At 65.2% G+C, this 14352-nt stretch carries 11 protein-coding genes and 1 pseudogene; 4 read left to right on the top strand and 8 right to left on the bottom strand.

Going from position 1 to position 14352, the window contains the following annotated elements; all coding sequences use genetic code 11:
- The first annotated feature begins 86 nt into the window (after window positions 1–86).
- A complete protein-coding gene (locus ACZ5IQ_RS13165) occupies window positions 87–1532 on the top strand; it encodes a DDE-type integrase/transposase/recombinase (protein ID WP_409429946.1) in 1446 nt (481 codons plus the stop codon).
- Window positions 1529–2344 carry an ExeA family protein gene (locus ACZ5IQ_RS13160; protein ID WP_073694342.1) on the top strand — a complete coding sequence of 272 codons (816 nt, stop codon included), beginning with the start codon at window positions 1529–1531 and terminating at the stop codon, window positions 2342–2344. Before ACZ5IQ_RS13165 ends, ACZ5IQ_RS13160 begins: the two co-directional genes overlap by 4 nt.
- 361 nt (window positions 2345–2705) lie before the next feature.
- On the opposite strand, the gene ACZ5IQ_RS13155 is transcribed toward ACZ5IQ_RS13160, so the two are convergent.
- From ACZ5IQ_RS13155 to ACZ5IQ_RS13140, 4 genes and pseudogenes are all read right to left on the bottom strand, one after another.
- The gene (locus ACZ5IQ_RS13155) at window positions 2706–2975 is read right to left on the bottom strand and encodes a hypothetical protein (protein WP_464481343.1); all 270 of its coding nucleotides are present in this window, start codon (window positions 2973–2975) and stop codon (window positions 2706–2708) included.
- A 128-nt stretch (window positions 2976–3103) separates the two neighbouring features.
- Window positions 3104–4651, bottom strand: coding sequence for a group II intron reverse transcriptase/maturase (gene ltrA, locus ACZ5IQ_RS13150; RefSeq protein ID WP_459543598.1), 1548 nt, complete (start codon window positions 4649–4651; stop codon window positions 3104–3106).
- 566 nt (window positions 4652–5217) lie between these two features.
- A pseudogene (locus tag ACZ5IQ_RS13145) lies at window positions 5218–5505 on the bottom strand (transposase); the annotation flags it as partial.
- 637 nt (window positions 5506–6142) lie between these two features.
- Entirely contained in the window at window positions 6143–6334 is a 192-nt protein-coding gene (locus tag ACZ5IQ_RS13140) for a hypothetical protein (RefSeq protein ID WP_464481342.1), read from the bottom strand.
- Window positions 6335–6539: 205 nt separating this feature from the next.
- On the opposite strand from ACZ5IQ_RS13140, the gene istA reads away from it, so the two are divergent.
- The gene (gene istA / locus ACZ5IQ_RS13135; protein ID WP_109558051.1) at window positions 6540–8084 is read left to right on the top strand and encodes an IS21 family transposase; all 1545 of its coding nucleotides are present in this window, start codon (window positions 6540–6542) and stop codon (window positions 8082–8084) included.
- A gap of 54 nt (window positions 8085–8138) precedes the next feature.
- Entirely contained in the window at window positions 8139–8894 is a 756-nt protein-coding gene (gene istB / locus ACZ5IQ_RS13130; RefSeq protein ID WP_074360265.1) for an IS21-like element helper ATPase IstB, read from the top strand.
- 76 nt (window positions 8895–8970) lie between these two features.
- Here the strand turns inward: istB and ACZ5IQ_RS13125 are convergent, their stop codons facing one another.
- From ACZ5IQ_RS13125 to nhaA, 4 genes are all read right to left on the bottom strand, one after another.
- Window positions 8971–10422 carry a DUF4185 domain-containing protein gene (locus ACZ5IQ_RS13125; protein ID WP_464481341.1) on the bottom strand — a complete coding sequence of 484 codons (1452 nt, stop codon included), beginning with the start codon at window positions 10420–10422 and terminating at the stop codon, window positions 8971–8973.
- Window positions 10423–10431: 9 nt separating this feature from the next.
- Complete coding sequence (locus ACZ5IQ_RS13120) at window positions 10432–10740, bottom strand: ESX-1 secretion-associated protein (RefSeq protein ID WP_406804793.1); 309 nt, start codon at window positions 10738–10740, stop codon at window positions 10432–10434.
- Window positions 10741–11069: 329 nt separating this feature from the next.
- Window positions 11070–12968, bottom strand: coding sequence for a 1-deoxy-D-xylulose-5-phosphate synthase (dxs, locus tag ACZ5IQ_RS13115; RefSeq protein ID WP_464481340.1), 1899 nt, complete (start codon window positions 12966–12968; stop codon window positions 11070–11072).
- Between the two features lie 36 nt (window positions 12969–13004).
- On the bottom strand, window positions 13005–14282 hold the full coding sequence (gene nhaA / locus ACZ5IQ_RS13110) for a Na+/H+ antiporter NhaA (RefSeq protein ID WP_406775693.1): 1278 nt from the start codon (window positions 14280–14282) through the stop codon (window positions 13005–13007).
- Window positions 14283–14352 lie beyond the last annotated feature (70 nt).

Raw genomic sequence — 14352 nt, 5'->3', positions numbered from 1 at the left:
CGCGCGCGGTGGGAATGGTTCATCGTCGCGGGGATGGCTGCCCGGCAACGGGTTTGGGCGGCATCACTTGTTGAGGAGATGTTGGATTGACAAGCGAAGAGGCCAAGCGACGTGAACGTGCCCAGGCAGTGGGGTTGTTCCGGTATCAGTTGATCTGCCCGGCGCTCGATCCCGGACTATCGACCAAGGCTCGGGGTCGGCTGGTCCGCCAGATCGCCGCGCGGGCGCACACCGATCCGTTCGGGGCCCGGGTGCGCTACTCGCGTGACACTCTGGACCGTTGGATTCGCCGCTACCGGGCCGGCGGATTCGATGAGTTGATTCCCTCGCCCCGGTCGGTGGCCCCGCGTACCGATGCCGCGACCCTGGAGTTGGCGGCTGCACTCAAGCGGGAGAACCCGTCCCGCACCGCCGCCCAAGTCGCGCGGATCCTGCGGATCAGCGCGGGTTGGGCGCCCTCGGAATCGACGCTGCTACGCCATTTCCGCCGCTGCGAGCTGATCGGCCCGAACCTCGATGAACAGCCGGCGGTGTTCGGCCGGTTCGAAGCCGAAAACCCCAATGACCGCTGGACCGGGGACGCCCTGCACGGCCCCCGTATCGGCGGGCGCAAGACGTATCTGTTCGCTTTCATCGACGATCATTCCCGACTGCTGTGTGGGTATCGGTTCGGGTTCGCCGAAGACGCTGTGCGGCTCGGCGCTGCACTCGAGCCGGCGCTGGCCAGCCGCGGAGTCCCGGGCAGTGTCTATGTCGACAACGGCTCGGCGTTCGTGGATACCTGGCTGCTGCGGGCGTGCGCGAAACTGGGGATTCGGCTGGTGCATTCCACCCCGCACCGGCCCCAAGGACGGGGCAAGATCGAGCGGTTCTTCCGCACCGTGCGTGAGCAGTTCCTCGTCGAAATCACCGACAGTAGCGCCGAGGACCTGGCCGCGGCCGGCCTCGAGGCCCGCACCGCGCTCATCGAGCTCAACCGGTTGCTGACCGCGTGGGTAGAAACCGAGTACCACCAGCGGATTCATACCGAGACCGGGCAGTCCCCAGCCGATCGCTGGCAGCAGGGATGGTCCCGGCTGGGACGGACCCCGGCGATGCCGACCGCAGCTGATCTGACCGAGGCGTTTCTGTGGTCGGAATACCGGGTGGTGACCAAGACCGCGACAGTGTCGTTGCACGGCAACACCTTCCAGGTCGATCAAGGGTTGGTGGGACGCAAAGTGGAGTTGGTGTTCTCCCCGTTTGACCTAGAAACCGTCGAAGTGCGCTACCACGACACCAGTTACGGCAAAGCCCTGCCCCACAACATCACTCGACACGTCCATCCCAAGGCCCGGCCCGAAACTCCCGAGAATGCTGCGCCGCCGGCGACAGGGATCGACTATCTGCAGTTGACCGCGGCTATTCATCATGAGCAGATCCGCGCCGATCGGCGCATCGGCTACGACGCTCTCTTCGGCGCCCACACCCCCAAAGCCTGCGAACTACCGAGCATCACCGGCATCGACGACCAGGACGAGGCATCAGCATGAGTATCGAACGGCTGCAATCCTATTACGGCTTCACCCGGATGCCGTTCGGGCGGGGTTTGGCCCCGGCGATGCTGCACCGCCACCCCGGCCACGCCGAAGCCGTCGCCCGGATCTCCTGGTGTGTGGATCAGCACGCTATCGGAGTCATCACCGGAGAAGTCGGCGCCGGCAAGACTGTGGCGATCCGCGCCGCGACCGCCGCCCTGGATCCGGCGCGCCACGTCATCATCTACCTACCCAACCCCTCAGTCGGAGTACGCGGCATGCTGCACCACATCGTCACAGCACTGGGGCGGGTGCCCAGTTTCTACACCGCTACCCTGGCCCCGCAAGCCGCCGACGCGCTGGCCGCCGAGCACGCCGAACGCGGCCGAACCCCGGTCGTGGTCATCGATGAAGCTCACCTGCTCGACAACGCGCAAATGGAAGCCATCCGCATGCTCACCAACCACGACATGGACAGCGGGTCACCGTTCGCCGCGTTGCTGGTCGGACAACCCACCCTGCGTCAACGACTACGCCTGGGCGTGCTGGCCGCACTCGATCAACGCATCGCCGTGCGCTATGCCCTGGCCGGGATGACACCTGCCGATACCGCCGACTACATCGGCCATCACGCCAAGGTCGCCGGCCGCACCGACCCGCTGTTCTCCGACGACGCGATCACCGTGATCCACAACGCCGCACGCGGATACCCACGCGCAGTCAACAACCTCGCCCTACACGCCCTGACCGCCGCCTTCGCCGCCAAGACAGCGATCGTCGACGAGAAATCAGCTCGCATCGCCGTCACCGAAACCGGCCACGACTGAATCACTAACCACGCGACGTCACCGACCCGACGACGCCGTCACCGATCCGACCAAGGCCCTGCCCGCTCACGCGGGCAGGGCCTTCATCACTTCGACATCACCGGCAACGAGAATGACGCCATCCTTTGCACCCTCAGCGACGAGCAACAACAGCTCCCACCTCGGGTGTCGGTTCATCGAACACTCCCGCGAACAAATCCCGGCCAGCATCGGCCATCAGCTGTTGCAGCATCGACAGGTCCACACCACCCCCGGACACCGCGCTCTTCCTCTTACTCTTCCGCTTCTCCTCCGGCACACACCCAGCCAACCAGACACCCCAATCACAGGCCGACAGCAGCTGACCGTTCTACACCCTCAATCATGAAGAGCCACTTTGCGTCTGCGGCCATGTCGACGCCTCCGGCGCCAGCACCTTCTGCCCGGCAGCGTTAGTCGACCAGGCGACCTCGTGGACAGCGTCGATGACCTGGGCGTCGGTGATGGTGCGGGCCGCTACGGCCCGGCCTGGTTGCTTCCAGGACCGGTAGGTGCGCGCGGCGATCTGACAGCCCTGCTCGTGCAGGACCCGGCAGATCGACTCGACCGCGTGCCCGGCGGCGCGTTGATCGTCGATGAACGCGGCGATCAACGGTTGCGGGGGTCGGTGAAAGTCGGCCCGGGACGCGGTGACAACCGTTGGGGCTGTTCCGTTTTCCCGGGCCGCTTCCCGAACCCGGCGTGCACCTTTCAATGCACCGGGCTCTCCACAAGACCCGGTCAGGCTGCTGTGGTGTCCTCCTCGTCGGTCGGCCAGGGCGAGGGAATGACCGCACCGCGGTAGCGGTAGCGGGTCGTGCCGATCTTCTCCAGATCGATCAGCACACGGTCCTCGGTGGCTGGCCACCAGCCGCCGCCGCAATATTGGCGGCGCAGGTCTTTCCAGGTCGACTTGCGGTGTTTTCGTCGGAGCCAGCGCCACACCGTCTGCCACGTGTAGTGACTGAGGTAGGAGAAGGTCGCCGAGGACACCCCGGCCCGGAAATAGCCCGCCCATCCCTGCAGCGTCGCGTTGATGCGGCGCAGCAGGTCATCGAGCGGCTGGTTGAGTTCAACTGTTCGGCGCAGCGTCTTGATCTTCCGTTTGACCGCCAACACGGCCTTCGTGGACGGATGAACATAGACGTAGCTGCAGCTGGTGCCCCGCTTGCGGCGACGCTGGATGCGCCACCCGAGGAAGTCCAGCCCCTCGTCGATATGGGTGATCAGGGTCTTGTCCGGTGCCAGACGCAACCCCATCGTCGCCAACACGGCGGCGATGTCCTCCTGTAGTGCTTCGGCGTGGGCTCTGGTGCCCCGCACCATCAGACACCAGTCGTCGGCATAGCGGACCAGCCGAAAGTTCGGCTGCCCGTGACGAAGTCGTCGAGCGCGCTCAACCGAGCCGGTAGCCGGACCACCCGGCAACCCGGCAATGTGTTCATCGAGCACCGACAACGCCACATTGGCCAACAGCGGCGAAAGAATCCCACCCTGCGGAGTTCCGGCGGTGCTGTCCGCCAGCAGGCCGTCCTCGGTGAGGATGCCCGCCTTGAGGAACGCCTTCACCAACCCCAAGACACGGTTGTCACCGACGCGTCGACGCACCCGCCCCATCAGAGCGGTGTGGTCGATCTCATCGAAACAGGCCTTGATGTCTCCCTCAACAACCCAGTCATAACACCGGGGACGTGTTGCGAGATAACGCACTTCGGCCACCGCATCATGAGCGCGGCGCTTCGGACGGAAACCGTAGGAACACGGCAGGAAATCCGCCTCAAAGATCGGCTCCAACACCAACTTCAACGATGCCTGGACCACCCGATCGGCCACGGTGGGAATCCCCAAGCGGCGCAACGCACCACCGGTCTTGGGGATCATCCGCTCGCGCACCGGCAACGGGCGGAAACTGCGGTCCTTCAACTGCGACCGCAGTTCATCGAGGAACACCTCGATGCCCTGCCCGGCAGTGATGGACGACGCGGTGCGCCGATCCACCCCGGCCGTGGCGGCACCCTTATTCCCGCTGACCCGATCCCACGCCACCAACACGAACGCGGGATCGGCGACGAGGTTGAACAGATCGTCGAACCGGCGATCAAGATCATCGCGTGCCCAACGGTGCAGCTTGGTCTGGATCTTCAGTACCCGTTGCCGCGCCAGCATCAGCGCCAACTCCAGCTCGTCGGTATTCACCGGCGACATAACTTCCTCTCCTGACCTTCCAGTTTCCGCACTGCATGTCTTGCTGGCCCCCTTCGCCCTGTGACCGCCTTTCTCGGTCTCCACGACGGGCACGTCACCGCCCGCGACTACTACGAGGCCTCCGCCCCACCCTGAAATGCGGTTCCTTGACTCCGAACCCGAGTCGTCACACCCGCCCCGACTGGCTGCCGGAAACGAAATGAGCGGTCCCGCAGGGTGGTTCCCACGTTCACCAGGTCATCGATTGGTCAGGGAGGCGCCCAGCTCTACTCCGGCAGCATCGCCACGGCTACGCCGCAGGCCTTCACCGTGGCCTCCCCACCGCTGGAACTAAACGGCTTCGGAGTCAAACCCCACCCGCTCGGGTTCGTGCACTGCACACCGGCCCATATCCACCAGATTGGAGCCGGCTTCGCGGTTACGGAGCGTCTGACACTGGTTCGCTTACGCTGCACCTTCTGACCTTGCTCGACAAGCCCGCACCGTCTGGCAGTGCCGGCACGGCTTGCCTTCTCGGGACCGCTTGCCACCGATCACCGTCGTTCCCGGCGATCGGCTGCCCCGATGCTTCCTCAGGCCGCTGCGACGACCCGAAGGAGACGGTCTCTCACCGCCTCTCGATATACCCAGCGCCTCGTGGCGCACAGCTCCCCCGCGAAGAAAGTCGTTGCCGCTTTCAGAATCGCGACATCCTCACGCAGCCTTCGGTTTTCATCTTTCAGTCGTTTGATTTCGTCGTTTTCTTCACTCGTTACACCCGGGCGTTGTCCGCCATCAATCTGGGCTTGGACCACCCAGCGACGCACCGATTCCTTGCCCACGCCGAGTTGGCGCGCGACCGCCTCGGAGGCCGCGGTCAACGACGAGTACTCCTGCTGATGTTCGGTCACCAACCGCACCGCACGGTCACGCAACGCAGGATCGATCTTCTTGGGCATGCTGCTCATCCTTCCGGACTCAAACAGCAGCGGCATCAAACCTGGGGCGGTTCATTCACACCTTTGGTATCCAGCCCGACCAGGACGGAGACAATACGAAACCTTGATCTTGCGGGTCCTTGCAAGCCGTCATGCCTTTGTCATCCACACCGCAAACCACACCGTTGACCGTCAGTGTGTGGAATGGAGGAAGAACTTTGTGCGGCGGCGAATCCTCCGAGCAATTCGAGCTACCTCTAGGCCATTGCTGCAGACCTCGACTCGTACTCATTACGTTGTAGCGGTAGATACCTTGCGCGGAATCGCATGTTGCGGGAGAAACTGCGGGAAGGTTGTTACCTCCGCAGGACGCTGAGGCAGGTTTCCCAAAACTGCATCGAACCCCATCAGGAGTATCGAACGCGTATTTGATGAGTTTTTCGGGGCGGCCCGGGTTGTCGAGCGCTTGCGCATAGTCATCAGGGTTTGCGGGTGTGTAGCCGCTCATATCGGGGAATGCCACTGGTCCACCAGATTCATGTGGTTCCGCAGAAGCGGTGCAAGCGGAAGTCAAGACGATCGACGCAAGAAGCACCAGAGTAAGTGCGAACCGAATCATCTTGATCGTTCCTCTCGATGGTGGTAGCTGCGGATACCCCTAGCGGGGCTTGACATTGACATGAATATCCTGCACGTCGTAATGCACCGGACCGATAGGATGCTTGTCCGCATCTACCGGCTGAAACCACTGGCTGCCAAACAAACCGAGATTATCCAGTGTCGATCCGGGCAGAATGTAGCCGCCGTACGGCGCTGGCACGTGGTTCGGTGCTCCCGAGGTATTGTCCATCACCACAATCGGGGCTCCACCTGTCAGCGGTCACGTATTTCCCCAGGTTTGAGGGGTTGTCCGTCACGTAATTCCCCACCCTGGCTGTCACGTAATTCCCCACCCTGGGCGGTGTGTCTGCCTGGTGTGGGCCTCGTTTACCGGTTCGCTCTGCATCCATCTGATGGTGGATGGAAGGGCGCTGATGGCGAGGAGAAGTATCGTGATGCTCGATTTGGTCGAGTTGTTCACCCACTGGCACGCGGGCCGTTCGCAGGTCCAGTTATCGGAGTCGCTGGGCATTGACCGCAAGACCGTCCGCAAATATTTGGCTCCGGCGGTCGCGGCGGGTATCGGCCCGGGTACGGAGCCGCTGACCGCGCCACAGTGGTCGGAGCTGATCGGCGGGTGGTTCCCGGAACTGTCCGATCCTGCGGCGCGGGCGCTGACCTGGCCGCTGATCGAACCGCACCGGGACCAGATCAAGACCTGGCTCGATGCCGATGTCACGATCGCCACGATCGCTCAGCGGTTGCGGGACGAGCATGCGGTAGCGGTGTCGGAGTCCTCGGTTCGGCGTTGGATCGCAACACATTTCGCGGAAGAGGTGGCACGAGCGAAGGTGACCGTGCCGCGCGGGCCGGTCGAGCCGGGCAGTGAAGCGCAGATCGACTACGGTCGCCTGGGCATGTGGTTCGATCCCGCGGTGGGCCGCCGGGTGGCGGTGTGGGCGTTCGTGATGGTGTTGGCGTGTTCGCGGCACCTGTTCGTGCGCCCGGTGATCCGGATGGACCAAACCACCTGGTGCGCTTGCCATGTCGCGGCGTTCGAGTTCTTCGGCGGGGTCCCGGCCCGGTTGGTGTGTGACAACCTCAAGACCGGGGTGGACAAACCCGACCTGTATGACCCGAAGATCAACCGCGCCTATGCCGAGCTGGCCACCCACTACGGCACCCTGATCGACCCGGCGCGGGCGTTCAAACCCAAAGACAAACCCCGCGTCGAACGGCCCATGCAATACATCCGGGATTCGTTCTGGCGCGGCCGCCAGTTCGACGGGCTGCCCGCGATGCAAACCGACGCCCAGCGCTGGAGCATCGAGGTGGCCGGGGCGAGGTCGTGTCGGGCACTGGAGGGCGCGCCGCCGTTGCGGGTGTTTGAAGCGATCGAAGCCAGCGCGTTGATCGGGTTGCCGCCCAGAGTATTTGAACTGTCCACCTGGTCGATCGGCACCGTCGGCACCGACGCGCACCTCAAGGTCGGCAAGGCGTTGTACTCGGTGCCGTGGCGGCTGATCGGGCAACGCCTGCATGCCCGCACCGCCGGCGACGTGGTACAGGTCTTTCACGCCGATGCGGTGGTGGCCATCCACGTGCGCCGCCCATCGGGGCGCTCGACCGACTTCGCCCATTACCCGCCGGAGAAGGTCGCGTTCGCGATGAAAACCCCGACCTGGTGCCGGCGCACCGCCGAACTGGTCGGCCCGGCCTGCGTCGCGGTGATCGCCGCGTTCATGGCCGACAACGCCATCCACCATCTGCGCGCCGCGCAAGGAGTGCTCGGGCTGCGCGACAAACACGGCTGCGACCGGTTGGAGGCCGCGTGCGCCCGCGCCATCGCCGTCGGTGACCCGTCCTACCGCACCATCAAAGGCATCCTGGCCGCCGGCACCGAACACGCCGGCGACGAACCGCCCGCCAGCACCGGCGCGGCGGGGGCGTTTCTGCGTGGCCCCGACCAGTTCGGCACCGATACCGGCATCATCGCCTGATCGTCACCAATTCCACACTGCTGCAACATAATCAACCTTCAAAGGAAGCCCACCATGTCTATCTGTGATCCGGCGCTACGCACCGCGCTGCGCACCCTGAAACTGTCCGGCATGCTCGACACCCTCGATGCCCGGCTCGCCCAAACCCGCGACGGCGGCCTCGGCCACCTCGAATTCCTGCAAGCCCTCTGTCAAGACGAGATCGCCCGCCGCGAATCCGCCGCTCTCACACGGCGATTGCGCCGCGCCAAGTTCGAAGAACAGGCCACCTTCGAAGACTTCGACTTCACCGCCAACCCGAAACTGCCCGCCGCGATGCTGCGCGACCTGGCCGCCCTGCGCTGGCTCGACGCCGGCGAATCAGTCATCCTCTACGGCCCCGTCGGCGTCGGCAAAACCCATGTGGCACAAGCACTCGGACATCACGTAGCCCGCCGCGGCGGGGACATCCGCTTCGTCAAATGCGCCCGCATGCTCGCCGACCTTGCCGGCGGACACGCCGACCGCACCATCGGCCAGCGCATGCGCGAGTACACCCGGCCCCTGGTACTGATCGTCGATGACTTCGCGATGCGTGAGCACACCACCACCCAATCCGACGATCTCTACGATCTGGTCTCCGACCGGGCCATCGCTGGCAAACCCCTCATCCTGACCAGCAACCGCGCCCCCAAAGACTGGTACCCGCTGTTCCCCAACCCCGTCGTGGCCGAATCCCTACTCGACCGACTGATCAACACCAGCCACCAAGTCCTCATGGACGGACCCAGCTACCGACCCCGGAAACGACCCGGCCGCACCACCACCTAGACAACGCCCGCCCCGACCGGTAAGACCAACACGAGGCCCACACCTGGGGAATTACGTGACAGCAACCCCTGGGGAATTACGTGACCGACGACACTCCACCCGGCCTAACGACGTTAGTTTGATTGTCGCCAACGTGTACCTCGACTGTAGGCATGTTCGTATCACCGTCGCCACTATGGAGGTTCGTGCCTGCGAGAACCGGTTTACCTTCAACCTCCCGGAAGCTCAGTTCTCCCCAGTTCTGACCGTCAGGTGTGATTGTCGAGGTCGCTGGCTGTCCCGCCGCGCCCCAGGTGTTGTTGCCCGGGTCGTACGGTTCCCACGCCCCGCGGTCGCTGATGTGCGCGGGATCAACCCGATACATGGAGACGCCTTGGCTGCGGTCGAACGCATCCGCGGCGATGTACACCTTGCCGTCACTGCCTTGGTAGCCGCTGAATTGAGTTGGCAACGTGGGGTTGTCGGCGACAGACCTATAACTGCCCTCGATCGGCTTCCAGCCGGCGGCCGGATCGTTCGTGACCTTTACCAGCCACGAGCCCTTCGGACTGAGGCCCTCGCTCGTGTTCGTGCCCACAACCATCATGTAGGTGTCGTTGCCGATCTTGACGCTGCCCGCCGGCAGCGCGTTGTTGGCTCCCGCTGCACGAGCCGCATCGGGTATCGGGAAGAGGGTATGCGGTCCCGGTGATTCATTTGGCAACCCGCTGTTGAGGTTGGTCCCGGTCAGCGGCGCACCGAAATGAGGCTTGCCGTTCTTGTCGAACGTCACAGGCACCGCAACTGAGGGATAGTGCTCATTCCCAGGTCCACCGACCTGAGGGTTGGCATAGGAGTCCCCGAAAATTGCCACCTTTGTGCCGTCCGGCAGCGTGATGACCTCGCCCAAGTCCGCTGCGCGAATCCCGGGGATAGCGTCGGGGCTGTCGGTCCCGGCGATCGGCCCCATGTTTCGGACCTCACCGGGTGCGAGCGGCCCCTCACCGGTCAGTCCCAGCAGCTCTGCCAGTGTCGTCGGCGTCTTCGTCGGTTCCGGCAACCCTGTCGCCTTCGCAATCGCTTTGGCCAGATCAGCGTCGATTCGGTCGCCTTCGGCCTGCGCGTCAGCGATCCGTGCCTCCAAATCGGCGATCTTCTTCGATACTTTCAGTTTGGTCTCATCATCGAGATAGTCGTAGTTCGCTGGAACGCTCACCTTGTTGGTTATTTGATCAACTTCCACCGCCGGTGCTGCGGCCGCATCGTCGAGAATCGCTTTCACAGTGGTAGCGAGGGCGGTGGCATCTTCTTCTGCGTGGTCCATCGCGGCCGCCGCCGATGACAAGTCCTCTGACCTGACGTTGTGAGCCGCGGCGCTCATCAACATCGACATCATCGCCTCCTGCGCAGCCTGACCTTGCCACGTGGAGGTTTTCACCAACTGTTGGTAGAGCTCCGCAGAGTTCGCGTGGTTGACGGACGCGTCACGCGTAGCTTTGGCCAGCCCTGCGATCTCAGGAACCCACTCCCGCAGCACCTGCAGCGACACGAGTTCAGATCACAACCCTGTGTCGGTGATTCGCGCCGCGCCACTACTATCGGTGCGTTCATATGCGCCCGCAGCCCCGCGATGTCCCTCCGCGTGTGACGCGAAGCGTTCACCAAAATGTGCGCCGTCCGCTTCCCAAGCAGCCAACATTTCCGGCAGTGCAGCGGCCGACAGTCCCGAGCCCAGCGCCGCTTGGCTTGCCGCAGCATGCGCCTTGAGATGTTCGGTGGAGAAATCACTGCTGTGACCATCCAAGCGGTCAGCAGTCATTCGCAGCTCGATTGGATCGACCTTCAACGGATCGCTCGGCACGGCCACGTAAACCCCCTCAAACTAGCCCCCACAGAAAATGATAGGGCCGCCAGGCAACGGTCGCCGACGGCAATTTCACCGCCCCAGTCGTAGCCAAACGACGACGGCACCGGTCAATCTGCGCGCACACGGCGGGGAGCTGGGCTCGCGGCAGTGCACTCGATCCTTGGCGAAATTCGTTTCGATTCACCCGAACTCGAGTGTGCGCCTGCCGAACTTGTACAGCACGAAGGGCGCGGGCAGAAATGTCCCTCCGCTCGATCGAGCGGCCCCAAAATGCACGCGACACACCGGGTTTGGGTGTACAAACACGGCCGCTCGCGGGAAGTGAGCTACTACTGCGAGGCGATGTCGACCGAGCTGCCGATGGCGGCGACCCACCCGGTGACCTGGCGGGCGATGTCCTGATCGGTCAGGCCGACCGACATCAGAACCTCGCTGCGAGTCGCGTGCTCCTGGAATTCCTGCGGCACACCGACGTCGCGGCACGGCACGTCGATCTCGGCACGACGCAGCGAGGCCGAGACCGCGGAGCCGATGCCGCCGGCAACACCGTTGTCCTCAAGCGTGACAACGAGTTTGTGCGCCCGGGCCAGATCGGCGATGGCCGTCGGAACGGGCAGCACCCAGCGGGGGTCGACGACGGTGACGCCGATGCCCTGCTTGCGCAACCGGTCGGCGACCAGCAGCGCCATCCGGGCGAACGCGCCGACGGCGACCAGCAGCACGTCGTCGGACAGGCCGTCGGCGGGCTCGGTCAGGATGTCGACGCCATGCTGGCGGCGGACGGCCGGGATGTCTTCGCCGACAGCGCCTTTCGGGAAGCGGATGGCGGTCGGCCCGTCATCGACGGCCACTGCCTCGCCGAGTTCCTCACGCAGCCGGGCGGCGTCGCGCGGTGCGGCGACCCGCATGCCGGGCACGATGCCGAGCATCGACATGTCCCACACACCGTTGTGGCTGGCGCCGTCGTTGCCGGTGATGCCGGCGCGGTCGAGAACCATGGTGACGGGCAGCTTGTGCAGCGCCACGTCCATCATGATCTGGTCGAACGCCCGGTTCAGGAACGTCGAGTAGATGGCGACGACGGGGTGCATCCCGCCCATGGCGAGACCCGCGGCCGACGTCATCGCGTGCTGCTCGGCGATACCGACATCGAAGAACCGGTCGGGGAACCGCTGCCGGAACGCCGACAGGCCCGTCGGCCCCGGCATGGCCGCGGTGATCGCGACGATGTCGCGCCGCTTGGTGGCCTGCTTGATCAGCTCCTCGGAGAACACCGACGTCCAGCCCAGCACCGACTCGGCCGTGGACCGCCCGGTGTGCGGGTCGATGATGCCGGTCGAGTGCATCTGCTCGGCTTCGTCGTTCTCCGCGTGCGAGTAACCCATGCCCTTGCGGGTGACGACGTGCACGATCACCGGCGCGTTGAACCCGCGGGCATGCCGCAGCGCCGCCTCGACGGCGTGCTCGTCGTGCCCGTCGATGGGCCCGACGTACTTGAGCCCCAGATCGGTGAACAGCGCCTGCGGTGCCAGCGCGTCCTTGATGCCGGCCTTGATGCTGTGCACGCACTGGTAGCAGAACTCGCCGACGACGGGCACGCCGCGCAGCGCGTGCTTGCCCCGCTCCAGTGCCTTCTCGTAGCCGGGCTGCAGGCGCAGTGCCGCGAAGTGGTCGGCCAGGCCGCCGATGGTCGGCGCGTAGCTGCGCCCGTTGTCGTTGACGACGATGACGATGGGCCGGTTGGCGGCCGCGATGTTGTTGAGCGCCTCCCAGCACATACCGCCGGTGAGCGCGCCGTCACCGACGACGGCGACGACGTGCCGGTTCCGGTAGCCGGAGAGTTCGAAGGCCTTGGCCAGGCCGTCGGCGTAGGACAGCGCGGTGCTGGCGTGGCTCGACTCGACCCAGTCGTGTTCGCTCTCGGCGCGGCACGGGTAGCCGGACAGGCCGCCCTTCATGCGCAGGGTCTCGAAGTCCGGGCACCGGCCGGTCAGCATCTTGTGGACATAGGCCTGGTGACCGGTGTCGAAGATGATCGGGTCGTGCGGCGAATCGAAGACGCGGTGCAGGGCGAGCGTCAGCTCCACGACGCCCAGGTTGGGGCCCAGATGCCCGCCGGTGGCGGCCACCTTGTGCACCAGGAATTTCCTGATCTCGGCGGCAAGTTCCGTCAGCTGAGGCTGCGACAGGTGCGCCAGATCAGCTGGGCCGCGGACCTGTTCAAGCATTCCGACAGTCTACGCACGCACCCCGGGTAGAGCCGGTCAAGGCTGATAGATGTCCGGCACACCGTCGCCGTCGTCGTCGGCGGTCTCACGTTCGTGGATGCGGCGGTATGCGGCGTTGCGCGACAGCAGCACGACCGCGGCCAGCATCCCGGCGATCACCGAACCGGCGAGCACGCCGATCTTGGCATCGGCGCCGGTGGCCGTGCCGGTACCGAACGCCAGCTCACCGATCAGCAGCGAGACCGTGAAGCCGATCCCGGCCAGCATCGCCACCCCGGCGACGTCCAGCCAGCCCAGGCCCTCGTCGAGTTCGGCGCCGGTGAATCGCGCCAGCAGGAATGTGGTGCTGAACACACCGATGGCTTTGCCGAACACCAGCCCCAGCAGGACGCCACCGGTCACCGGATGGGTGATCGCGTCAACCAGGCCGGGCCAGCCACCGACGCTGACGCCCGCCGCGAAGAACGCGAAGACCGGCACCGCCACCCCGGCGGACAGCGGCCGCAGCGCGTGCTCGAACGCCTCGGCCGAGGCGTGCTTGCCCAGAACGGGTACCCCGAACCCGAGGAGCACGCCGGCCACCGTGGCATGGATGCCGCTCGCGTGCACCAGCGCCCAGGTCGCCACCGCGAGCGGCAACAGCAGCCACCAGTGCCGGATGCCACGCTGCACGGCCGCGACGAACAACCCACCGGGGATGACGGCCAGCGCCAGCGCCGTGGGATTGAGGTGATCGGTGTAGAAGCACGCGATGACGATGATGGCCAGCAAGTCGTCGACCACGGCGAGCGTCAGCAGGAAGGTGCGCAGCGCGGTCGGCAGGTGCGTGGAGATGACGGCCAGCACGGCGAGGGCGAAGGCGATGTCCGTCGCGATCGGCACCGCCCAGCCGTCCAGATTCTCGGGGTGCCCCAGCGCCAGGTTGAGGCCCACGAAGATGGCAGCGGGCGCCAGCATGCCGCCGACGGCGGCGGCGATGGGCAGCGCCGCACGCGCCGGGTCCCGCAGGTCGCCCGCGACGAACTCGCGTTTGAGTTCGACGCCGACGACGAAGAAGAAGATCGCCAGGAGCCCGTCGGCCGCCCAGGCCGACAGGCTCAGGTGCAGATGCCACGAGTCCGGGCCGACTGCGAATTCGGACAGTGCGTGATAGCTGTGCGCGGCAGGCGAATTGGCCCACACCAGGGCGACGCCCGCCGCCAGCAACAGCAGGATGCCGCCGACGGTCTCCTTGCGGAGGATTTCGGTGAACCGCTGGGCTTCGGGCCAGCTGCCCCGGGTCAGCAGGCGCCGGCGCGTGTTGCGGTTGGTCATCGGGACTCTCCTGGGCAGCGTTGAACGGCGCCGACCAGGCTTCCCGGCACACCTGCCCGCTAAGTTAGCA

The organism is Mycobacterium toneyamaense, assembly GCF_055384815.1.
The sequence above is the reverse complement of the archived record's forward strand: the minus strand, read 5'-3'. Positions and strand labels throughout refer to the sequence as shown.